The organism is Sulfitobacter faviae (genome assembly GCF_029870955.1).
GTDB lineage: Bacteria > Pseudomonadota > Alphaproteobacteria > Rhodobacterales > Rhodobacteraceae > Sulfitobacter > Sulfitobacter faviae.
Window position 1 is genome coordinate 1116859 of sequence record NZ_PGFQ01000001.1, and the last position, 22694, is coordinate 1139552.

The 22694-nt window shown below is 61.9% G+C and carries 16 protein-coding genes, 3 tRNA genes, 1 rRNA gene and 2 pseudogenes; 8 read left to right on the top strand and 14 right to left on the bottom strand.

Annotated features, from left to right (window positions below):
- Positions 1-292: 292 nt before the first annotated feature.
- The 5 genes from CUR85_RS05805 to msrP form a co-directional block, all read right to left on the bottom strand.
- A tRNA-Ile gene (locus CUR85_RS05805) sits at positions 293-369 on the bottom strand.
- Between the two features lie 165 nt (positions 370-534).
- Positions 535-610, bottom strand: a tRNA-Ala gene (locus tag CUR85_RS05810).
- Between the two features lie 149 nt (positions 611-759).
- A 16S ribosomal RNA gene (locus tag CUR85_RS05815) occupies positions 760-2221 on the bottom strand.
- A gap of 614 nt (positions 2222-2835) precedes the next feature.
- Positions 2836-3483 (bottom strand): protein-methionine-sulfoxide reductase heme-binding subunit MsrQ, encoded by a 648-nt coding sequence (gene msrQ, locus CUR85_RS05820; protein ID WP_067265840.1) that lies wholly within the window; start codon positions 3481-3483, stop codon positions 2836-2838.
- Positions 3484-3547: 64 nt separating this feature from the next.
- Positions 3548-4453 carry a protein-methionine-sulfoxide reductase catalytic subunit MsrP gene (msrP, locus tag CUR85_RS05825; RefSeq protein WP_067265838.1) on the bottom strand — a complete coding sequence of 302 codons (906 nt, stop codon included), beginning with the start codon at positions 4451-4453 and terminating at the stop codon, positions 3548-3550.
- Between the two features lie 123 nt (positions 4454-4576).
- Between msrP and CUR85_RS05830 the strand changes: the two genes are divergently transcribed.
- Positions 4577-5014: a DUF302 domain-containing protein gene (locus CUR85_RS05830; protein ID WP_067265836.1), complete on the top strand. Its 438-nt coding sequence runs from the start codon at positions 4577-4579 to the stop codon at positions 5012-5014.
- 121 nt (positions 5015-5135) lie between these two features.
- Here CUR85_RS05830 and clpB read toward each other — a convergent pair whose 3' ends face one another.
- Entirely contained in the window at positions 5136-7751 is a 2616-nt protein-coding gene (gene clpB, locus CUR85_RS05835) for an ATP-dependent chaperone ClpB (RefSeq protein ID WP_067265833.1), read from the bottom strand.
- A 355-nt stretch (positions 7752-8106) separates the two neighbouring features.
- Between clpB and CUR85_RS05840 the strand changes: the two genes are divergently transcribed.
- Together CUR85_RS05840 and pyrF are read left to right on the top strand one after the other, a co-directional pair.
- Entirely contained in the window at positions 8107-8421 is a 315-nt protein-coding gene (locus tag CUR85_RS05840; RefSeq protein WP_067265831.1) for an orotidine 5-phosphate decarboxylase, read from the top strand.
- 244 nt (positions 8422-8665) lie between these two features.
- On the top strand, positions 8666-9361 hold the full coding sequence (pyrF, locus tag CUR85_RS05845; protein ID WP_067265828.1) for an orotidine-5'-phosphate decarboxylase: 696 nt from the start codon (positions 8666-8668) through the stop codon (positions 9359-9361).
- A gap of 96 nt (positions 9362-9457) precedes the next feature.
- Here the strand turns inward: pyrF and CUR85_RS05850 are convergent, their stop codons facing one another.
- Positions 9458-9967, bottom strand: a complete 510-nt coding sequence (locus CUR85_RS05850) for an NUDIX hydrolase (protein ID WP_280322198.1) — start codon at positions 9965-9967, stop codon at positions 9458-9460.
- 60 nt (positions 9968-10027) lie between these two features.
- Here CUR85_RS05850 and CUR85_RS05855 point away from each other — a divergent pair.
- Positions 10028-11280 (top strand): annotated as a pseudogene (locus CUR85_RS05855) (DNA polymerase IV).
- A gap of 2 nt (positions 11281-11282) precedes the next feature.
- On the opposite strand, the gene CUR85_RS05860 reads toward CUR85_RS05855, so the two are convergent.
- Complete coding sequence (locus CUR85_RS05860) at positions 11283-12143, bottom strand: N-formylglutamate amidohydrolase (RefSeq protein WP_067264175.1); 861 nt, start codon at positions 12141-12143, stop codon at positions 11283-11285.
- 145 nt (positions 12144-12288) lie between these two features.
- Here CUR85_RS05860 and CUR85_RS05865 point away from each other — a divergent pair.
- The 4 genes from CUR85_RS05865 to CUR85_RS05880 all read left to right on the top strand — a co-directional run bounded on the left by CUR85_RS05865 (position 12289) and on the right by CUR85_RS05880 (position 14712).
- Positions 12289-12363 (top strand) — tRNA-Val (locus tag CUR85_RS05865).
- A gap of 76 nt (positions 12364-12439) precedes the next feature.
- Positions 12440-12565 carry a type B 50S ribosomal protein L36 gene (gene ykgO, locus CUR85_RS05870; protein WP_005850168.1) on the top strand — a complete coding sequence of 42 codons (126 nt, stop codon included), beginning with the start codon at positions 12440-12442 and terminating at the stop codon, positions 12563-12565.
- Between the two features lie 126 nt (positions 12566-12691).
- On the top strand, positions 12692-13567 hold the full coding sequence (yghU, locus tag CUR85_RS05875) for a glutathione-dependent disulfide-bond oxidoreductase (RefSeq protein ID WP_067264177.1): 876 nt from the start codon (positions 12692-12694) through the stop codon (positions 13565-13567).
- Positions 13568-13695: 128 nt separating this feature from the next.
- Complete coding sequence (locus CUR85_RS05880; RefSeq protein WP_067264182.1) at positions 13696-14712, top strand: Fe(3+) ABC transporter substrate-binding protein; 1017 nt, start codon at positions 13696-13698, stop codon at positions 14710-14712.
- Positions 14713-15153: 441 nt separating this feature from the next.
- Here CUR85_RS05880 and CUR85_RS05885 read toward each other — a convergent pair whose 3' ends face one another.
- The 6 genes and pseudogenes from CUR85_RS05885 to CUR85_RS05910 form a co-directional block, all read right to left on the bottom strand.
- Positions 15154-16824, bottom strand: a complete 1671-nt coding sequence (locus CUR85_RS05885) for an ABC transporter permease (RefSeq protein ID WP_136720266.1) — start codon at positions 16822-16824, stop codon at positions 15154-15156.
- Positions 16825-16878: 54 nt separating this feature from the next.
- Complete coding sequence (locus CUR85_RS05890; protein ID WP_067267745.1) at positions 16879-18105, bottom strand: phenylacetate--CoA ligase family protein; 1227 nt, start codon at positions 18103-18105, stop codon at positions 16879-16881.
- A gap of 93 nt (positions 18106-18198) precedes the next feature.
- Positions 18199-19035, bottom strand: coding sequence for an ABC transporter ATP-binding protein (locus tag CUR85_RS05895; RefSeq protein ID WP_067267747.1), 837 nt, complete (start codon positions 19033-19035; stop codon positions 18199-18201).
- A gap of 67 nt (positions 19036-19102) precedes the next feature.
- Positions 19103-20383, bottom strand: coding sequence for an ABC transporter substrate-binding protein (locus CUR85_RS05900; RefSeq protein WP_067267748.1), 1281 nt, complete (start codon positions 20381-20383; stop codon positions 19103-19105).
- Positions 20384-20465: 82 nt separating this feature from the next.
- Positions 20466-21542, bottom strand: coding sequence for a branched-chain amino acid ABC transporter permease (locus CUR85_RS05905; protein ID WP_067267750.1), 1077 nt, complete (start codon positions 21540-21542; stop codon positions 20466-20468).
- 159 nt (positions 21543-21701) lie between these two features.
- A pseudogene (locus CUR85_RS05910) lies at positions 21702-22690 on the bottom strand (branched-chain amino acid ABC transporter permease).
- Between the last annotated feature and the right edge of the window lie 4 nt (positions 22691-22694).

The following is a 22694-nucleotide window of genomic DNA, read 5'->3' on the forward strand; positions in this document are numbered from 1 at the left end:
CTGGTTAGTGTACTTGACTTGGACAACATATTCGTTTCAGCCGCGATATGCCTGAAGGACCGAGGAAACAGTCCGTCAAACACCGGCCCCGAAGGGCAGCAACTGAGATCATCCCCTCACGCGGGGCGATCAAACATGTTGTTAGTATCTCTCTTTACGATGTCAATCACGTGCATCCGAAGGATGTCACGCTACCGTCTGGATTGAATGAAGCTTGCTTCATCCGGGAACAGACGTTCAAACACATGAGCATGTGCTTGAAGGTATGTTCTATATACCACCCTAGAAGGGGTGGTGGGTCGAGGAGGACTTGAACCTCCGACCTCACGCTTATCAGGCGTGCGCTCTAACCACCTGAGCTACCGACCCAGCTGATTTGCCGAAGGCAAATCGGCGTCGCCCGTCAGGGCATTCCGAAGGAATGTCCCGGGAGGGCCAGCGTGGTTAAGCTGGTCTCGATGGGCTGATTGCTGCCCTTCTCGCACGTCCGTTGGACGGGCAACCAGGGCGACGCCTTTTGCTTTGCAAAAGGCTTGGTGGAGCCTAGGAGGATCGAACTCCTGACCTCCTGAATGCAAATCAGGCGCTCTCCCAGCTGAGCTAAGGCCCCAAACTATTGAGACCCACGCGTTCAGCGCAGGACCTATTTCTGAAGAGATATGAGGACGGCTCGGTTCTATATATTGACCGGCTTTGTTTGCCGATCTGCTAAGTGTTCCACGAGTTGAGCGAGGCTCAACTGGCTAGGAACATCCTTAGAAAGGAGGTGATCCAGCCGCAGGTTCCCCTACGGCTACCTTGTTACGACTTCACCCCAGTCGCTGATCCTACCGTGGTCCGCTGCCCCCAAAAGGTTAGCGCACGGCCGTCGGGTAGAACCAACTCCCATGGTGTGACGGGCGGTGTGTACAAGGCCCGGGAACGTATTCACCGTGGCATGCTGTTCCACGATTACTAGCGATTCCGACTTCATGGGGTCGAGTTGCAGACCCCAATCCGAACTGAGACAGCTTTTGGGGATTAACCCATTGTCACTGCCATTGTAGCACGTGTGTAGCCCAACCCGTAAGGGCCATGAGGACTTGACGTCATCCACACCTTCCTCCCGCTTATCACGGGCAGTTTCCTTAGAGTGCCCAGCCGAACTGCTGGCAACTAAGGATGTGGGTTGCGCTCGTTGCCGGACTTAACCGAACATCTCACGACACGAGCTGACGACAGCCATGCAGCACCTGTCACTGCGTCCCCGAAGGGAACGTCCGATCTCTCGGAGTGGCACAGGATGTCAAGGGTTGGTAAGGTTCTGCGCGTTGCTTCGAATTAAACCACATGCTCCACCGCTTGTGCGGGCCCCCGTCAATTCCTTTGAGTTTTAATCTTGCGACCGTACTCCCCAGGCGGAATGCTTAATCCGTTAGGTGTGTCACCGAACAGTATACTGCCCGACGACTGGCATTCATCGTTTACGGTGTGGACTACCAGGGTATCTAATCCTGTTTGCTCCCCACACTTTCGCACCTCAGCGTCAGTATCGAGCCAGTGAGCCGCCTTCGCCACTGGTGTTCCTCCAAATATCTACGAATTTCACCTCTACACTTGGAATTCCACTCACCTCTCTCGAACTCTAGACTGATAGTTTTGGAGGCAGTTCCGGGGTTGAGCCCCGGGATTTCACCCCCAACTTTCCAATCCGCCTACGCGCGCTTTACGCCCAGTAATTCCGAACAACGCTAACCCCCTCCGTATTACCGCGGCTGCTGGCACGGAGTTAGCCGGGGTTTCTTTACCAGGTACTGTCATTATCATCCCTGGCGAAAGTGCTTTACGATCCTAAGACCTTCATCACACACGCGGCATGGCTAGATCAGGCTTGCGCCCATTGTCTAAGATTCCCCACTGCTGCCTCCCGTAGGAGTCTGGGCCGTGTCTCAGTCCCAGTGTTGCTGATCATCCTCTAAAACCAGCTATAGATCGTAGACTTGGTAGGCCGTTACCCCACCAACTATCTAATCTAACGCGGGCCGATCCTTCTCCGATAAATCTTTCCCCCGAAGGGCGTATGCGGTATTACTCACCGTTTCCAGTGGCTATTCCGCAGAGAAGGGCACGTTCCCACGCGTTACTAACCCGTCCGCCGCTAGACCCGAAGGTCTCGCTCGACTTGCATGTGTTAGGCCTGCCGCCAGCGTTCGTTCTGAGCCAGGATCAAACTCTCAAGTTGAAACGCATTACTGCGTATCCTTGACGTCGAACCTCTGCACATCGACCTGCATCCATTACTGAAAGATGCAGACCATTCTCTGTTTGTTGTGCTTCAGCTACAAAGTAGCGAAAGCCGTCCAAACAGTGAAGCTGACACTCTATCATCGGGCCGAAACCCTAAGAGCGCGATATACAGACGTTGATCCATCGAATGAACCAAACCGCCCACATATCTCTTCAGATATCAAATTTTCAAACAGCGTTGAGACAAAAGAAACTGAGATGCGCCCTAACTTCTTGGCGCGCCCCGCCTCTAATACCTCGAATTCTTATCCGCCTCGCGATCCGAACATTCGCGTCTCCGCTGCCGTCCGCCCCGTCTGGCACCCCAGCGGTGCGTTTCAGCGCCGCCGGTAGAGGGGTTCTAAGGTTAGTGGGGCAAAGCCGCAAGCCGTTTTTTGAAGTTTTGTGCAGTTTTTGTGAAAGTCCTATAGAAGCACGTCAAAACAACGACTTACGGCATGCGAGACACTGCAGAGGTTAACGCAAACTCCCCTAATATGCCCACGTTATGTTAACGCCATCAGTTATCCACATGCCACAGCCCGGAATCGCGCGTTTCAGGCGCGTGAATCACGACCCTTGTTGCCCCTTCCGAGTCGCCCATCCCCGCGGGCCTTTCTGCCAAAGGCCCCCTAACGGCAGCCGATAGATCAAAAGCCCCGCGACGAGACCGGCATAGACCAGCGGCTCTAGCTGAAACCCTTTCGCCAGCCATAGGAAATGTAGGGCTGCCAAGAGCGCTGCTACATAGGTCAGCCGGTGGAGTTTGCGCCAACGTGCCCCCAGCCTGCGCAGCGACCAATTGTTGGATGTCGCTGCCAGCGGCACGAGGCAGAGGAACCCGGCCATACCGATGGTGATATAGGGCCGTTTGAGAATATCCGCCCAGATACGCGACAGCCCCTGCACGTCGAGCAGCGCCCAGACCGTCAGATGCGCGAGCGCATAGACGAAGGTCATCACACCGATCGCCCGGCGAAAGCGTAGGAGGCTCACCCCAAACACCCGGCGCAACGGGGTGATCGCCAGACCGGCGATCAGCAGGCGCAGCGCCCAGACGCCATAGAGATGTTCGAGCCCCTTTACCGGATCACGCCCCAGCCCGCCGGTGAGCCCTTGGTAAAAGAACCACGGGATGGGCAGGGCCAGCAGGAGATAGACTGCCCAGACCGGGATGCGGCGGGCGGCCCGGTTCAGGGCACCAGCCAGACGCGTCATGCTGCGGCCACGCCAGAGAGCGGCGCTTGAGCGAAAGGACGGTGCATATATATCGCGGCAGGCATCAGAAGTTCGCCGTCAGGTCCATGCCCTCGTAAAGCGACGCCACCTCTTCTTCGTAGCCGTTGAACATCAGCGTCGGCTGGCGCCCTGCGAAGAGCCCGCCACCGATGGGGCGCTCATCGGCCTGCGACCAACGCGGATGGCTGACCTTGGGGTTCACATTGCTGTAAAAACCATATTCTCGCGGCGCGGCCTTGTTCCAACTGGTGGGCGGCTGCGTGTCGGTGAGCGTGATGCGCACCACGGATTTGATGGATTTATACCCGTATTTCCACGGCACGACCAACCGCAGCGGTGCGCCGTTCTGGTTTGGGATGTCCTTGCCATAGATGCCGGTGGCCATGATCGTCAGCGGGTGCATCGCCTCATCCAGCCGCAGCCCTTCAACATAGGGCCAGTCAAGCACGGGGAAACGCAGGCCCGGCATCTCTTCGGGGCGGTAGGCGGTTTCAAAAGCCACGTATTTCGCGCCGGATTGCACCCCGGCCATATTGAGCAGATCGGCCAGTTCGAACCCATTCCACGGCACCACCATCGACCACGCCTCGACACAGCGCAGCCGGTAGATGCGCTCTTCGATGGTCATCGCCTTCATGATATCCTCGAAAGCGTAATCGCCCGGCTTGTCGACCATGCCCGCAATGGTCACGGTCCAAGGGGCGGTCGTCAGCGCGCCTGCGTATTTCGCAGGATCGTCCTTACCGGTGCCGAACTCGTAGTAATTGTTGTATTGGGTGATGTCTTCGTAGTCATTCGGGGTCAGCCCCTCTTGGGCCGCGGCCCCCTGCCCCAGCCCGGCAAGGCCCAGCCCTGCCATCGCACCGCCCATGATCTGCCGCCGGTTGAGGTATTGCGCCTCATCGGTCACGTCACGGTCCGTCAGTCGATTGATCCAGCGATTGGCCATTTCAGCGCTCCCTACTATACTCATGCAAAGTTAGCGCCCGCCGGAAGCCATACCAAATCCTTTCGCCCGGATTTCAGCCAGCACACCGGAATGTCAGGCGCCGTTATTCAAAGGAGTGCCGCCATGATCCGTTTTCTTTTCGCCGCCGGTCTGATCTGGGCCAGCGCCGCCCAAGCGGATGAGATGGTTACCTATACCACCGACCAGAGCTTTGGTGATGTGACCTTCGGGGTGGAGAACGCGATCCTGAACCAAGGGCTCATCCCCGAGAACGTCAGCCATGTCGGTGAGATGCTCGACCGCACCCGCGCCGATGTCGGGTCGGACGTGGCGCTGTTCGAGGCGGCGGAGGTGTTCAGCTTTTGCTCGGCTGCGCTGTCGCGCAAGGTGATGGAGGCGGATGTGATGAACATCGGCTTTTGCCCCTACGACATTTTCGTCATGCAACTGCCTGAGAGTGAAGAGGTGACCATCGGCTACCGCGCCTTTCCCGATGGCGCGATGCAAGAGGTGCAGAGCCTGCTCGACAAGATCGTGAAAGAGGCGATTGGGGAAGAGTGAAAAGGGCATCGCCCTCCGGGGGAAGAGAGGGCGATGCCCGGCGTGCCACTGGGCGAAAGGTTTCTGCCTCCGGTCGCAAGAAGGGCCGGAAAACCCGGCCCTTCTCTTCATCTATTAAGGTTTAGTGCACCGTAGCGTCATCCGGCTTGGGCCGGTTTGACGCGGCCACCTGATCGCCGATGATCAAGCCATCGGCCCCGGCGCGAACGGTGACGGTGTCGCCGTCCTTCACATCCCCGGCCAAGAGCATCTCGGCCAGCGGGTCCTGCACGGTACGCTGGATCACCCGCTTCAAAGGACGCGCCCCGAAGACCGGGTCATAGCCCTCATCCGCCAGCCATTTTCGCGCGGCGTCGTCGAGATCGAGTGTGATCTTCCGCCCGGCAAGTCGCTTGAGCAGCCGTGCCATCTGAATATCGACGATCCCGTCCATGTCCTTGCGACCCAGACGGTCAAAGATGATCGTCTCGTCCAGACGGTTCAGAAACTCGGGCCGGAAATGCGCCCGGACCGCATCCATCACGTCACGCTTGGCCGCCGCCATATCGCCGCCCTCGGGCAGTTGGCTCAGCGCCTGCGCCCCGAGGTTGGAGGTCAGCACGATCAGCGTCTGCTTGAAGTCGACCGTGCGGCCCTGACCATCGGTCAGCACACCATCGTCGAGCACCTGCAAGAGCACGTTAAAGACATCGGGATGCGCCTTTTCGACCTCATCGAAGAGCACGACCTGATAGGGCCGGCGCCGCACCGCTTCGGTCAGCACACCACCCTCGTCATAGCCGACGTAGCCCGGAGGGGCACCGATCAGACGGGCCACGGCGTGTTTCTCCATGAACTCCGACATGTCGATGCGCACCATCGCATTGTCATCGTCAAAGAGGAACTCGGCCACGGCCTTGGTCAGCTCGGTCTTGCCCACACCAGTCGGCCCGAGGAAGAGGAAGCTGCCCAAGGGGCGGTTCTCATCGTTGAGCCCTGCCCGCGCGCGCCGCACCGCATTGGCCACGGCCTTCACGGCGGCGTTCTGCCCGATCACGCGGTCATGCAACTGCTCTTCCATTCGCAGCAGCTTGTCGCGCTCACCCTCAAGCATCTTGCCCGCCGGGATGCCGGTCCAACGCTCAACGACGGAGGCGATCTGGTCGGGGCGCACGGCCTCTTCGACCATCATGTCATCCTCACGGCCCTCGGCGGCTTCGAGGTCGCGTTCCAACTGCGGGATCACGCCATAAGATAGCTCGCCCGCGCGCGCGAGGTTGCCTTCGCGTTTCGCGATGTCGAGTTCGGCCCGCGCTTGGTCGAGCTTCTCCTTGATGTCACGCGCCCCGGCCAGCTTGTCACGCTCGGCCTGCCACTGCGCTGTCATCTCGGCACTGCGATCTTGCAGATCGCTGAGGTCTTTTTGCAAAGCCTCCAGCCGATCCTTGGACGCGGCATCGTCTTCCTTCTTCAGCGCTTCCGCCTCGATCTGCAGCTGCAGGATCTGACGGTCCAGCGCATCCAGTTCTTCAGGCTTGCTGTCGACCTCCATCCGCAGGCGGCTTGCCGCCTCGTCCATCAGGTCGATCGCCTTGTCGGGCAGGAAACGGTCGGTGATGTAGCGATGGCTGAGCGTCGCCGCCGCGACCAGCGCGGTGTCGCTGATGCGCACGCCGTGGTGCAATTCATACTTCTCTTTAATGCCGCGCAGGATCGAGACGGTGTCTTCCACCGTCGGCTCCTGCACGATCACCGGCTGGAACCGCCGCGCGAGTGCCGCGTCTTTCTCAACATATTTGCGGTACTCTTCGAGGGTGGTGGCACCGACACAGTGCAATTCCCCCCGCGCCAGCGCAGGCTTCAGCAGGTTCGAGGCGTCCATCGCGCCATCGGCCTTACCGGCACCGACCAGCGTGTGCATCTCGTCGATGAAGAGGATCACCTCGCCCGCAGCTTCGGTCACCTCGGTCAGCACGGCTTTCAAACGCTCCTCGAACTCGCCGCGGTATTTCGCCCCGGCGATCAGCGCCCCCATGTCGAGCGCGAGAAGCCGTTTGTTGCGCAGGGATTCAGGCACGTCACCATGCACGATGCGCAGCGCCAAGCCTTCGGCGATGGCGGTTTTACCGACGCCCGGCTCACCGATCAGCACCGGGTTGTTCTTGGTGCGGCGGCTTAACACCTGCATGGCACGGCGGATCTCTTCGTCCCGGCCAATGATCGGGTCGATCTTGCCCTCTTCGGCCCGCGCGGTCAGGTCGAGGCTGTATTTCTCCAGCGCCTCATAGTTGTCTTCGGCAGTGGCGCTGTCGGCCTTGCGGCCCTTGCGCACATCATTGATGGCGGCATTAAGCCCTTGGGCGGTCACCTGCCCCGCTTCCAGCGCCGTCTTTGCGCCGGATTTCACCATGCAAAGCGCGGTCAGAATGCGCTCGACAGTGACGAAACTATCGCCTGCTTTCTTGGCAATCGCTTCGGCCTCGGCCAGCACCTTGGCGGTGGTGCCGTCCAGATAGACCTGCCCCGCATCGCCGGTGACTTTCGGAATCTTGCCAAGCGCCAACTCAAGCGCCTGCACCACGCGCGCCCCGTCGCCGCCCGACGCGGCAATCAGATTCCGCGCGAGCCCTTGGTCGTCGTCCAACAGCGCTTTGAGGACATGTTCCGGGGCCAGCCGCTGGTGGCTTTCCCGTGTTGCAATGGTCTGCGCCGCCTGAATGAAGCCGCGCGATCTTTCCGTGAACTTGCTCAAGTCCATGGGTCTCTCCTTTTCTACAAGCGCTCTAAAATGCCGCGCCCGATATGTGGCACGCGGCGGTCTGAGCCTCGGTATCAATTTGGGAAGCGGTGTTGCCGGTTCAAGACCATCCAGATGCAAAATACCGCCGAGAGCGGCGCCGCCAATAGGAAAAAATCAGCCAATAAGGCAAAAATACGGCAATTTTGAGACATAGAATACATCCCTATGTCACTGATATAAATACATTGTTAACCTTTATCCACAGAAGCTGTAACCATAATGAAACCATTTTGCCGCCTCTCGCGTTTACCCAGCAGAGGAGAGCAGGACAAAGCAGCCTGCCAAGGTTCAGAAGAACGCAAGAGGTGAAACGATGCAGACGCGCCCGATCCAGTTGACAGATGTCACCTATAATGCGGCCACTCAGTGTTTCGAAGCGCTGGTGACCGTTCAAGACGGAGAGCAGCTGCGCCGTTACGCCTGCGCCATCGATGCCCCGATTACCATGTCATACCACGATGCCGCTGACGGGCTGTCCCGTCAGGCGCTTCGCCGCCACGCACAAAAGCGTGGCCTGAGTTCCGAAGTTCTGCGCCACGTCCCCGCACAGCGGGCCGGACGCCGCAGCTTCGACCCGCTGCGTTGGCTGGAAGAGGTCATGCACCTCCCCGGTCGCGACGCGGCTTGACCCCCTTCCGCGCGGCGCCTGCCTGCCGCGCGGCTGCCCGCGGACCTGCCGCCACCTCATCTGTCCCGATGTGGCGTTCCGCAAACCAGAGACCAGTGCCTGCCTGCTAAGTCTCTGATCACTTGGCCCGGACCCGCTCAGCGGTGTTCGGGCCTCTTTTTTGCGCCCTACCCGCATGAATGATGGACTTGCCCCGCGCTGCGGCGTAGGTCAAAGCCGTTTGAAATTTGGCAGGAGCCCTCGCATGTCTGATGACCGTCTGATTGTCGCCCTTGATGTTCCCCATGCAGTCGCGGGGCTGGAACTGGCCGAAAAGCTCGGCGATGCCGTGGGCTTTTACAAAATCGGTCTTGGCATGCTGACCGGCGGCGGCTTGGCCCTGGCCAATGAACTGAAGCAAGAGCATGGCAAACGCATCTTCCTTGATATGAAACTCTTCGACATCGGCGCCACCGTTGAGGCGGCGGTGCGGGGCCTTGCGCAGTTCGATCTGGATTTCCTGACCGTCCATGGCGACCCGCATGTGGTGGCTGCGGCCAAACAGGGGGCCGCGGGCACCGATGTGAAAATCCTCGCCGTCACAATCCTCACCTCGCTGGACCGCGCTGATCTTGACGCCGCGCTGATCCAGCCGGGCGATCTGGGTGATCTGGTGCTGACCCGCGCGGGCCGGGCGCTGGACGCGGGCGCGGATGGGGTCATCGCCTCCCCTCAAGAGGCCGCCGCGATCCGCGCCCTGCCCGAAGCGGGCGGCAAACTGATCGTCACCCCCGGCGTGCGCCCCCAAGGGGCTGCATTGGGCGACCAGAAACGCGTCGCGACACCGGGGCAGGCCATCACGGACGGGGCCGATCACATCGTGGTAGGCCGCCCGATCTGGCAGGCCGAAGACCCCGCCGCCGCCGCCCGCGCCTTGCTTCAGGAAATTTCCGAAGGTTAACAACGGGCTCGCCCCCGCCTGTAGCAAATCGACCACAGCGCGCCGACATGCGCCGCGAGCACTTCCATCAACGTTAGGCGAAAACCGCCCCATATGTTATGTTGAACTCAGGTGATACTCCCCGACGAACTGGTTCTTCCTGATGTTCGTCACCTCCCCCCGCTCACGCAGGCGGGGGCCTTTATTTGCCCTACATCCCCCCATTCGCGTGCTCTGCAAGATAGACCCGCAAGCGGTCCTGAAAGGCGGGCACGGCGCGGGGTGGTTGAGAAACTCCGTCTCGGTCATCAAGCGCCAGCGCTGCCCCTCGTCGCCGAAAACGATCTCGGCCTCCGCCTCCGCAGGCAAGCGCGCGACGAAGAACCATTTGATCCGCCCGCTCTCGTCAAAGCGGCCCTCCCAGATCACGGCATCTTCAGGCACCACGATCCCCAGTTCTTCGCGGCATTCGCGCAGGGCGCAGGCCAGCGGGGTCTCATCCCCCTCGCGGCCCCCGCCGGGCAAATCCCAGTGATCGGCAAAGAGCAGCCCCGGCGTGTCATCGCGCAGGATCACGGCCAGCTTCTCCCCAAGGTAGAGCGCGAGCTTGGCGCCATCAAAGACCATGTTCAATCCCTCGCGATCTGTTTAGAATCGTCGCCCGAACCCTGCCCTCCCGGTGTACCCATGGCTACCCTCTGTCGCGATTGTCTAACTGAAATCCCGCCGGCGCGGCGCTGTCCGCGCTGCGGCAGCCCGCGCGTGCTGTCCCACCCGGAACTCTTTGACCTCTCCATCGCCCATATGGATTGCGACGCCTTCTATGCCTCGGTCGAAAAACGGGACAATCCCGAACTCGCGGGCAAACCCGTCATCATCGGCGGCGGGCGGCGCGGGTCGTGTCGACCGCCTGCTATGTCGCGCGCATTCGCGGCGTGCGCTCCGCCATGCCGATGTTTCAGGCGCTCAAGCTTTGCCCCGAGGCGGTGATCATCAAGCCGCGGATGGAGGTCTATGTCGAAGCCTCCCGTGCGATCCGGGCTATGATGGAAGAGATGACCCCGGCCATCGAGCCCCTGTCACTGGACGAAGCCTTTCTCGACATGACCGGCACCGCGCGGCTGCACGGTCAGCCCCCGGCGATGATGCTGGCGCGGCTTGTGCGGCGGATGAAGACCGAACTGGGGCTGACCGGCTCCATCGGGCTGAGCCACAACAAGTTTCTGGCCAAGGTCGCCTCGGACCTCGACAAGCCGCATGGGTTTTCCGTCATCGGCGCGGGGGAAACGGCAGACTTTCTGCGCGACAAACCGGTGGGCATGATCTGGGGCGTCGGTGCCGCTACCCAGACCGCGCTGGAAAAGGCAGGCATCCGCAGCTTTTCCGATCTCTTGCGGTGGGAACAGACCGACCTCATCGCGCGCTTTGGCAGCATGGGGGACCGGCTGTGGCATCTGGCACGGGGCCAAGACACCCGCCGCGTCTCGCGCCACCGCCCGGTGAAGTCGATCAGTAATGAAACGACATTCTCCGACGATACGGGCGATGCAGAGATTCTGGACGGCCATATCTGGCGTTTGGCGGAAAAAGTGGCGGACCGCGCCAAGGCGAAAGAGATGGCGGGCCGGGTGGTGACGCTCAAGCTCAAACGCGCCGATCATACCGTGCTGTCGCGCCGCCTCTCGCTGCATGACCCGACCCAATTGGCCGACCGGATTTACCGCACCGCCCGCGCCCTCTTCGACCAGGTCGATCACCAAAGCGCCTATCGGCTGATCGGCGTGGGCCTCTCCGAGCTGTCGGGCGCCGAGGGGGCGGATATGGCGGGCGATCTGCTCGACCCCGGGGCGGCACAACGCAGCCGGGCCGAGCGCGCCGCCGATAGCATTCGCAGCCGTTTCGGTGAAAAAGCCATCGTCAAAGGCCGCGCGCTGCGCTGAGCCTACTCCGCGGCGAGCGGAAGCCGCTCCTGCCCGATCTGCGCCACCTCAGCCACCACACGCTGCAACGCCGCCTGCACCGCTTCGAAAGCGCCATTGGGGCGAATCAACCGCTCGTTCATGTAAAGCGCGCGGTCGATTTCCACCTGCACCGCATGCTGTCCCCGGGACGGGCGGCCATAGGCTTGGGTAATATAGGCCCCCGCGAAGGGCGAATTGCGCGTCACGACGAAGCCCGCATCGACGAAAGCCGCTTCGATCCGGTCGACCACCTCACCCCCCGCCGCCGCGCCGAAACGGTCCCCCAGCACGACATCGGGCCGCCGCATCCCACCGCGGGCCACGCCGTCCATCGCCTCATGCGGCATGGAATGGCAATCGACCAGCACCGCTTGGCCATGGCGGCGATGCGCCCCGCTGAGCAACTCCTGCAATTTCGCGTGATAGGGCCGCCAGTAGCTGTCGATTCGCAACTGCGCCTCTTCTTGGGTCAGTTTGCCGCGATAAATCGCCCGGCCATTGGCCACCACACGGGGAATCACCCCGAGCCCCGAGGCCACGCGCGGGTTATGGCCCTGCCGCGGAATGCCTTCGATGACCGACGGATCCAACTCCTCAGGCGCGCGATTGAGGTCGATATAGGCCCGCGGGGCCCCGGCTTTGATAAAAGAAGCGCCATGCAGCGGTGCGCAGTCGAACAAGAGATCAACAAAGGCATCTTCGGACGAACGGATCGCATGTTCGTCCAAAACCGTCCGCCGCAGGAAAGACGCCGCATAATCCCGCCCCGAATGGGGCGATGCAAAGACCACGCAAGAGCGGTTTCGGTCCGGATGCAGTACTTCGTAAGCGGTCATCGGCATAATAAATTCCTCTAAGTCGAACATAGCGTGTTTATTCCGCGCCAAAAGCCCTTGATCCCGCCGCCGACTCCTTTTATAGGACCCCAACGGCGCGAAATTTCGCGCCCCATTTAGTTTTGGGGCCGTTACGGAAACGCTGAAAAGTGGGTGATTAGCTCAGCGGTAGAGCACTTCGTTGACATCGAAGGGGTCACTGGTTCGATCCCAGTATCGCCCACCATTTATTCATCGACCCGCCCTTGGCGGGTTGCCCGCAACCCAGGCGCTGGCCCGCGCCACGACATGAGGAGACGACCATGAAGGTTCGCAATTCGCTCCGCTCGCTCAAGAATCGGCATCGCGATTGCCGTGTTGTGCGTCGCAAAGGCCGCGTTTACGTCATCAACAAGACGCAGCGCCGGTTCAAAGCCCGTCAGGGCTGAGCTTCGCAGCTATTCGATTTAAAGGCCGCTCCTTCGGGGGCGGCTTTTTTCGTTGCGCCTATCTGCTTGCAACCCCGGCGCAAAACCCCACTTTCAAGGCAGGCTTGAATAACAAGGAAGACCATCATGTCGGACACGCCCGAATATACGCCCCCCAAAGTTTGGAAATGGGAATCAGAGAGCGGCGGCAAATTCGCCAGCACCAATCGGCCCATCGCCGGCGCGACCCATGACAAGGAACTGCCCGTTGGGGAGCATCCCTTTCAGCTTTACTCCCTCGCCACGCCCAACGGGGTCAAAGTCACGGTGATGTTCGAAGAACTGCTGGCGGCGGGACACAAGGCGGCGGAATATGACGCATGGCTGATTGATATTTCCGAGGGCGATCAGTTCGGCTCCGGCTTTGTTGAGGTGAACCCCAATTCGAAAATCCCCGCGCTGATGGACCGTTCCGGCGACGCGCCGCAGCGGGTCTTCGAATCGGGGGCGATCCTGCTCTATCTCGCCGAGAAATTCGGCGCCTTCTTGCCCCAAGACCCCGCCCGCCGGACCGAGGCGCTCTCGTGGCTCTTCTGGCAGATGGGCAGCGCGCCCTACCTCGGCGGCGGCTTTGGGCATTTCTATGCCTATGCGCCCGAGAAGTTCGAATACCCCATCAACCGTTTCGCGATGGAGACCAAGCGCCAGCTTGACGTGATGGACAAACATCTGGCCGAACACGAATATTTCGCCGATGAATACTCCATCGCCGATATGGCGATCTGGAGCTGGTATGGGCAGCTGGTCCTCGGTCGGCTCTACTCCGCGGCAGAATTCCTCGATGTGACCTCTTACAAGAACGTGATGCGTTGGGCCGAGGCGATTGACGCGCGCCCTGCCGTGACGCGGGGCCGGATGGTCAACCGCGCCTTCGGCGATGACCTGTCGATGCAATTGCACGAGCGTCACGATGCCAGCGATTTCGACACCAAGACCCAAGACAAGATCGGCAGCAAAGACTGACCACGCAGCCCCCGGCCCGGCTTGGCCGGGGGCTTTCCAACCAAATCTCTCGGAATTGGTTGCAGGAAAGGGTGAAATCTGTTTCTTACTATTTCAGTCAAGTTATCCCAATGGAACAGGACCCTGATATGACCTTCTGCAAAACATCGACTGCCGCCGCCGCGCTGATGGCGCTGGCCCTGCCGGCGCTGGCCGATGGCGAGTTGAACCTCTACTCTTCGCGTCACTACGACACCGATGAGCGGCTCTACTCCGACTTTACCGAAGCGACCGGCATCACCATCAACCGCATCGAAGGCAAGGCCGACGAACTGCTGGCGCGTATGGAAGCCGAAGGCGCGAACTCCCCCGCCGACGTCCTGCTGACCGTGGACACAAGCCGCCTCAAACGCGCCAAGGACTTGGGCCTGCTGCAAGCCGTCGAGAGCGAGACGCTGGAAGAGCGCATCCCCTCCAACCTGCAAGACGACGACAACCAGTGGTTCGGCCTGTCGCAGCGTGCGCGGATCATCTTCTTCAACAAAGAGACGATGGACAACCCGCCCGAGACCTACATGGACCTCGCCGATCCGGCGTACAAAGGTCAGGTCTGCATCCGGTCCTCGACCAACACCTACAACCAGACCCTGCTGGCCTCTATCGTGACCCATGAGGGCGAAGAAGCCGCGACCGAATGGGCGCAGGGCGTGGTCGACAACATGGCGCGCGCCCCGCAGGGCGGCGACACCGACCAGCTGCGCGGCATCGTTTCCGGTGAGTGCGACATCGCGGTCTCCAACAGCTACTATTTCGCCCGTGCGATCCGCACCGATGTCGATGGCGTCAGCGCCGATATCGGCAAGATCGGCGTGATCTGGCCGGATCAGGAAGGCAACGGCGCGCATATGAACCTCTCGGGCGGCGGTGTGGCCAAGAACGCGCCGAACCGTGAGAACGCGGTGAAGTTCCTTGAGTATCTCGCCTCGGATCAGGCGCAGGTCTACTTCTCGGCGGGCAACGACGAATTCCCCACCGTGGAAGGCGTGGAGCTGGCCGACAGCGTGAAGCAGTTGGGTGAATTCAAGGCCGACGACGTGAATCTGTCGGACGTGGCCGAGAACATCGGCACCGCGCAGAAGATCTTCAACTCGGTCGGCTGGGAATAATCAGCACGACATCGCGCAGGAGGCGGGCTTTCGGGCCCGCCTTTTTTATGTGTTGTGCTGCCTCCAAACGCCCTGCCCGGCGCCACGGCGGGCATCGCCCTCCCTCCCCCCGGAGGGCGATTTTGCAACGCAGGCCCATGACGCAGCGCCTGCGCCTTTGGCAATGGCATTGCAGAAAGCAGGCCGATCATCGCCCCCCAGGGAGGGCGCTGCCCTCATCGCCAGACGGCCCGGAGTCAAGCCGCAGGCGCCGGGCCATCGCCTGCCCGTCCCGTCACGCCAAAGGCGTGCCGATCAATAACGGCGCACCTTTGGTGCGACGGGGAGGCGATTTGGTGAGGCTGGGTGGAAGTCATCGAAGTCACGCCAAAGCGGCATCGTAAAGTGGCACGAAGCCACGTTAGGATCGCCACCCCACGGGCAGGCGCTGGCCCTCGGGAACTACCGCTGCCGCCCCACCTGTCGGCAGATCAGGATCACCGGCAGCAACCCCATCGCCACGATCACGAGGCTCGGCACCGCGGCCCCGTTCAACCGCTCATCACTCGCCAACCGATACGCCTGCACCGCAAGCGTGTCATAATTGAACGGCCGCATGATCAGCGTCGCGGGCAGTTCCTTCATCACATCGACGAAGACGATCAGCAGCGCGGTCAGCAGGCTGGGCGCGAGGATCGGCAGATGCACCCGGCGCAACGTACCCAGAGGCGTCTGCCCCAGCGAGCGTGCGGCGGCATCCATATTGGCATGCACCATGGACTGCCCGCCCTCGTAGGCGCCAAGCGCCGCGGCCAGAAAGCGCACCAGATAGGCCAGCACCAGCAGCCAGATCGACCCGGTAATCAGAAGGCCGGTGGAGATATCGAAGGTCTCACGCATCCAAGCGTCGAGCGCGTTGTCGAAGGCCGCGAAAGGCACCAGCAGACCCACCGCGATCACCCCGCCCGGCACCGCGTAGCCAAGCCGCGCCACATAGGCCGCGCCCTGCGAGACCCGCCCCGGGCGCAGCCGCCGGTAGAACCCCACGCTGATCGCCGCCAGCACCGTGAGCACCGCCGCGACCCCCGCAAGCGTCACCGAATTGCGCATGAAACCAAGGTAGCGCGGGCTGAACAGGCTTTGCTCACTGTCGAGCCCCATGGTCACGAGGATTACCACCGGCAGCACCGCCCCAAACAGCACCGGCACCCCGCAAAGCACGATCGCCGCCGCGGCCTGCCAGCCCTTCAACTCGGCCGGCGGCGCGGACTGGGTCCGGCGCGCGGGGTCGTGATACTTGGCCTTGCCGCGCTGCGCCCGTTCCAGCATCGCCAGCAGCAGGGCGAAGCTCAACAGGCAGAGCGCCAATTGCGCCGCTGCCGCGCGGTCGAACATGGAAAACCAGCTGGTGTAGATACCGGTGGCGAAGGTCTGCACGCCGAAATAGGCCACGGTGCCGAAATCGGCGATGGTCTCCATCACCGCCAAGAGCACGCCGCCCGCAATGGCGGGTCGGGCCAGCGGCAGGCTGACCTTGAAAAACGCGGCCCATGCGCTGGAGCCGAGCGCGCGGGCGGCCAGAAAGGTCGTCCCGCTCTGCTGCAGGAAGGCCGCGCGCGCCAGCAGATAAACATAGGGATAGAGCACCAGCACCAGCATCGCGGCGGCCCCGCCGAGCGAGCGGATCTCAGGGAACCAGTAATCGCGCGGCCCCCAGCCGGTGACGTCGCGCAGCACCGTCTGCACGATGCCGGGATGGTCCAGCACATGGGTATAGGCATAGGCCAGCACATAGGCCGGGAAGGCCAGCGGCAGCACCAGCGCAATCTCTAGAAACTTCGCCCCCGGAAAACGCGTCATCGTGACCAGCCACGCGGCCCCCACACCGATGGCGAAGGTGCCCAGAGAGACCAGCAGCACCAAGAGAAGCGTCGTCACCGTGTAGCGCCCTAGCACCGTGTCGATCAGGTGCTGCACCGTCTCCGTCCCGCCGCTGAGGGCGGCGATCAGCACCGCCAGCATCGGCAGCGCGCAGAAGAGGGCCACGGTCAGGGCAACGCCCGATAGCGCGCGCAGCCCGTCACGGGCGCGGCGCAGGTGGGGCGTCTCGGTGGAGGCGGGGTTCAGCGTCATGCGCCCTATTTCGACGATTTCACTCGGAAATGCCAGAGGGCGCGACGCCGCGCCTCAGTCGTAGCTGCGGGTATCCTCGATCACCAGCCCGTCGCGCGGCAGGCTGCCGGGGGCGACCAGTTCGACACGGCCCTTGAGCTTGAGCAGATCGGCCACGGATTGGGCATAAGCGTCCTTATCCTCTCCGGCGGTCTCGATCTGCACCGTCATGACATCGGCCTCGCCTTCGCGGCTGGCGATGACGCGGGCCTTCTCGATCTCGTCGTGCTGCGCGACCAGCGCCGCGACCTGCTCGGGCCGGACAAACATGCCCTTGATCTTGGTGGTCTGGTCGGCGCGGCCCATCCAGCCCTTGATGCGCATATTCGTGCGCCCACAGGGGCTTTCGCCCTCCAGCACGGCGCTGAGATCGCCGGTGGCGAAACGGATAAGCGGGTAATCGGGGTTGAGCGTGGTGACCACCACCTCACCGACCTCGCCCGGGGCGACCGGGATGCCGGTGCCGGGGGTGACGATCTCGACGATGACCTGCTCGTCGACGATGAGCCCCTCCATCGCCGGGCTTTCATAGGCGATATTGCCCAGGTCAGCGGTGGCGTAGGATTGCAGGCAAGTGATGCCGCGCTCCTGGTAGAAGGCGCGCAGGCTGGGAAAGAGCGCCCCGCCGCCGACCGCCGCCTTGGTGATGTTCAGCTTCACCCCCATGACATCGGCCTTTTCGAGAATCACCTTCAGGTAATCCGGCGTGCCGGCATAGGCGGTGGAGCCCACGTCGCGGGCGGCGGTGACCTGAAGCTCGGTCTGGCCGGTGCCGGCGGGCAGCACCGTGGCGCCAACGGCGCGTGCGCCGCTTTCAAAGATCATGCCCGCGGGGGTCAGGTGGTAGCCAAAGCAATTGTGCACCACGTCGCCCGCGCCGATCCCGGCGGCATGCAGGAACCGCCCCATGCGCCACCAGTCGGGATCGTTGCTCGAAGGCTCATAAATCGGACCGGGCGACTGGAAGACATGGGAGAAGTCATGCACCGGCTTGGTGGTGAAGCCACCGAAGGGCGGCTGGCCGGCCTGCGCCTTGCCCAGTTCGGATTTGCGCAAAACCGGCAGATCGGCCAGCGCTTCGGCGGAGGTGATCTGCGCGGCATCCACCCCTTTGAGCGTGTCGCCATAGCCCGCCAAGCCCTGCGCGCGGGCGATCTGCTGCGGCAAGGCCTGCGCCAAATCGGCCGCCCGTTGGTCGGCGCTGCGGGTTTCCAGATCGTCGAAATGGGGCTTGGTCAGCATCCCTGTCACTTTCCTGCTATGGCATCACTGGAGAGGGCATAGGCCCGCTCAGATCTCATCTTAAGTCTTTCCTTCGGGTCCGGGCGGGCCGGCTTAGCTGAGCCAGCGCTTGCGGCGGCGGTAGCTGCGCACGTCGCGGAAGCTTTTGCGGCCTTCGTCGGACATGCCGAGGTAGAATTCTTTCACGTCCTGGTTCTCGCGCAGGTCTTTGGCGGGACCGTCCATCACCACGCGCCCGGATTCGAGGATGTAGCCGTAATGCGCGAAACGCAGGGCGACGTTGGTGTTCTGCTCGGCCAGCAGGAAGGTCACGCCCTCCTGTTCGTTGACCGATTTCACGATCTCGAAGATCTGCTCTACCAGCTGCGGGGCCAGACCCATCGACGGCTCGTCCAGAAGGATCGTCTCGGGCCGCGACATCAGCGCGCGGCCGATGGCGCACATCTGCTGCTCGCCGCCCGAGGTATATCCGGCCTGTGAGCGGCGGCGCTCCTTCAGACGGGGGAAATAGTTATAGACCATCTCAAGGTCCTGCTGGATCGCGGCATTGCCGTCGCTGCGCGTATAGGCGCCGGTGAGCAGGTTTTCCTCGATGGTGAGGTGCTCAAAACAGTGCCGGCCTTCCATGACCTGCACGACCCCCTGTTTCACGATCTCGGCGGGGTCCTGATGCTGGATCGCGCCGCCGCGGTACTTGATCGAGCCCTTGGTGACCTCGCCACGTTCCGAGGCCAGCAGCCCCGAGATCGCCTTGAGCGTCGTTGTCTTGCCCGCGCCGTTGCCGCCCAGAAGCGCGGTGATGCCGCCCTTGGGCACATTCAGGCTGACGCCCTTCAGCACGAGGATGACGTGGTTGTAGATCACCTCGATATTGTTGACCTCGAGCAGGTTGTCGACTGCGACGTCATTGGTGTTGGCGGCATCCAGCATGGGCATGACCTTTCTTGGGGTTCGAAGATGTCCCCGGCCACCCGCAAGGTGGCCGGGAGCAGGGTTCTTAGCAGTTGCCCTCGATGGCGTTTTCCTCGGCATAGGCCGAGCTGTCGGCATCGATCAGCGGCTGGATCACGTCCTGATCGGACTGCATGAAGTCCGACACGAGGTTCCATTCCTTGGCCTCGGCATCCCACTGGGTCACGGCCACGAAGCCTTCGCCGCCGTGGTTCTCACAAGTGACGCTGAACTCAGGTCCGAAGTCCGGCAGGCCAAGCGCCGCCATCTTCTCTTCGGTGATCTCGAGCTGCTCCATCCCGTCGCGCATTTGGCCGCTGGTGATGTCGGTCACGCCGTGAATCTCCTGCGCAGTGCGCGCGGCCTCGGCCACCAGCATCGCGGCGTAGATGCCACGGTTGTACAGAACGGAGCCGACCTGATCGCCCGCGCCCGCGGCTTTGCCCGCGTCGACAACGTATTTCTGAAGGTCGTCATAGAGCGGATAGTCGGAGCCGACGTTGTGGAAGGTCAGCGCCTTGTAGCCATCGGCCTTGGCGCCCGCGGCCAGCACGTCGTTCTCGGAGCCGGACCACCAGATGCCGATGAACTTGTCCATCGGGAAGCGGATGTTGGCGGCTTCCTGAACGGCAACTTGGTTCATCACGCCCCAACCGTACATGATCACATAGTCGGGCTTGTCACGGCGGATTTGCAGCCACTGTGATTTCTGCTCCTGACCGGGGTGGTCGACGGGCACTTCCTTCAGCTCGAAACCATGTTTCTTGCTCAGTTCCTGCAGGGTGCGGATCGGCTCCTTGCCATAGGCAGAGTTGTGGTAGACCAGCGCGATCTTCTTGCCCTCAAGGCTGCCGCCCTCCTGCTCCATGATGTGTTTCACCGCGACCGAGGCGCCATCCCAATAGTTGGCCGGGAAGTTGAAGACATGGCTGAAGACATTGCCGTTCTTGGCCGAGGTACGGCCCAGACCGGAGGTCAGCATCGAGATGTCATCGGCGGTGACCTTGGGGATCAACTGGTAGGTAATGCCGGTCGAGAGCGGCTGGTACACCAACGCGCCTTCACCTTTGGTGGATTCGTAGCATTCCACGCCCTTCTCGGTGTTATAGGCAGTCTCGCATTCCGGGACGCGGATAGGCTCGCCACCGATGCCGCCGTCACGCTCGTTGAGCAGGGTGAAGTAATCGGCATAGCCGTCGGCGAAGGGGATGCCGCCCGCGGCATAGGGCCCGGTGCGATAGCTCAGCGACGGAAAGACAAGGTCCGCCATCACAGGGCTTGCGGCCATCAGGCCAGCTACGGCCAGTGTTCCCAGTTTGTATTTCATCGGTGTTTCCTCCCTTGGATTGTCCGACTTGGGTGTTTGGGCCGGGTTTCCTCCCTCCGGCCTCGCTTTTCATGGCTCCCGCTTAGTGCGGGAAGGGCCACAATCTCAGTTTTTCCTTGGCCACGCGCCACAGCTGCGCCAGCCCGTGCGGCTCTGCGATCAGGAAGACCACGATCAGCCCGCCCACGATCACCAGCTGCAAATGCGCCACGATATCCGTGGGCCAGCCCAGCCAGTCCACGCCGACGATCTTGAGCAAGACAGGCAACAGTACAAGGAACGCCGCCCCGGCGAAGCTGCCGAAGATGCTGCCCAAGCCCCCGATGATGATCATGAAGAGCACGAGGAACGATTTGTTGATGCCAAAGGCTTCGCCCACTTCCACCGCGCCGAGGTAGATCGAGAAGAACAACGCGCCGGAGATGCCGATGAAGAAGGAGCTGACCGCAAAGGCCGTGAGCTTGGCGCGCAGCGGGTTCACCCCGATGATCTCGGCGGCGATGTCCATGTCGCGGATGGCCATCCACTTACGGCCCACCGAGCCGCGCGTCAGGTTGCGTGCCACCAGCGCCGAGCCCACAGTGAAGATCAGGCAGAACATATAGGTCGCCCAGGCTTCGGTATTGGGGCCGGTGATCAGGATGCCGAAGGTGTCCCGCTCGGGCGCGCTAATCTGGCCAGAGGCGGAGTAGTTGTAGAACCACGGCACCCGGTTGAACAGCCACACGAGGAAGAACTGCGCCGCCAGCGTGGCCACGGCAAGGTAAAAGCCCTTGATCCGCAAGGACGGCAGGCCGAAGAGCGCGCCCACCGCCGCGGTGATGCCGCCCGCCAGCAGGATGTGGATGAACATGCTGACCTCGGGCATGGCCGTCATCAGCTTGTAACAGGCGTAGGCCCCCACCGCCATGAAGCCCCCGGTGCCGAGGCTCACCTGCCCGCAATAACCCACGAGGATGTTCAGCCCGATCGCCGCGATGGCGTAGATCAGGAAGGGCAGGAACAGCGAGTTCACCCAGTAGTCGTTGACCACGAAGGGCACGACAAAGACCGCGATGAACAGCACCAGATAGTAGCGGTACCGGTCGAACCGGATCGGGAAGGTCTGCTGGTCCTGGGCGTAGGATGTGTTGAAATCGCCCGCTTCACGATAGAACATTAGACTGCTTTCCCTTCTGCGGTAGTCATTTGCACTGCGCTTGCCTGCAATGCCCTGCGATAGGGTGCGCGCGTGCCGCGCACCAAGCCGTTATCAATCCGGGGCTTCGCCCTTTGAACAGGCGAAACTGTCCCCCGGACAGTTTCCGGGTAGCCTGTATCAAACCCGTTCAATGATCTTCTCCCCGAACAGGCCCTGCGGGCGGAAGACAAGGAAGACCAGCGCCAGCATATAGGCGAACCAGTTCTCGGTCGCGCCGCCAAGGAAGGGGGCGCCGATGAGGAACTCGAAGAGCTTCTCGCCCACGCCGATGATCAGCCCGCCGACGATGGCGCCGGGGATCGAGGTGAAGCCGCCCAGCATCAGCACCGGCAGCGCCTTCAGCGCGATAAGCGAGAGCGAGAACTGCACGCCCGACTTGGCCCCCACATGATGCCCGCGACCAATGCCACGAAACCCGCGAGCGACCAGACCAGGATCCAGATGAAGTTCAGCGAGACACCGACCGAAAGCGCGGCTTGGTGGTCGTCCGCCACGGCGCGCATGGCGCGGCCCTGCTTGGTGTATTGTGCGAACATCACCAGCCCGATCACGAGCACCGCCGCGACGATGGAAGCCACGATATCGAGGTTGTCGATGAAGAAGCCGTAGCCGGTGGCGTTATAGGTGAATTCGTCGATCCAGACGTTGATGCCCTGCGGCAGGCCGACGTCGAGCGTCTTGATCTCGGACCCCCACATCAGGTCGCCCACCCCTTCGAGGAAATAGGCCAGACCGATGGTCGCCATGAAGAGGATGATCGGCTCTTGCCCCACGAGGTAGCGGAAGACGAAGCGCTGCACGCAATAGGCCAGCACGATCATCACGACCATCGTCAGCACGATGGCAAGGAACGCCGGAATGTGCCAGCCGAAGTGATGCACCTCGGTGCCAAGGATCGCGTTGATCAAATGGCCGAAAGGCACCTGCCCTTCCATCACGCCCACCAGCGTCAGCGCGGCGAACAGCGCCATGACGCCTTGGGCGTAGTTGAAGATGCCCGAAGCCTTGTAGATCAGCACGAAGCCGAGCGCCACGAGCGCGTAAAGCACCCCGGCCATCAGCCCGTTGAGAAAGACCTCGATCGTAAACGCCAGTTGCTCAGGCATCATT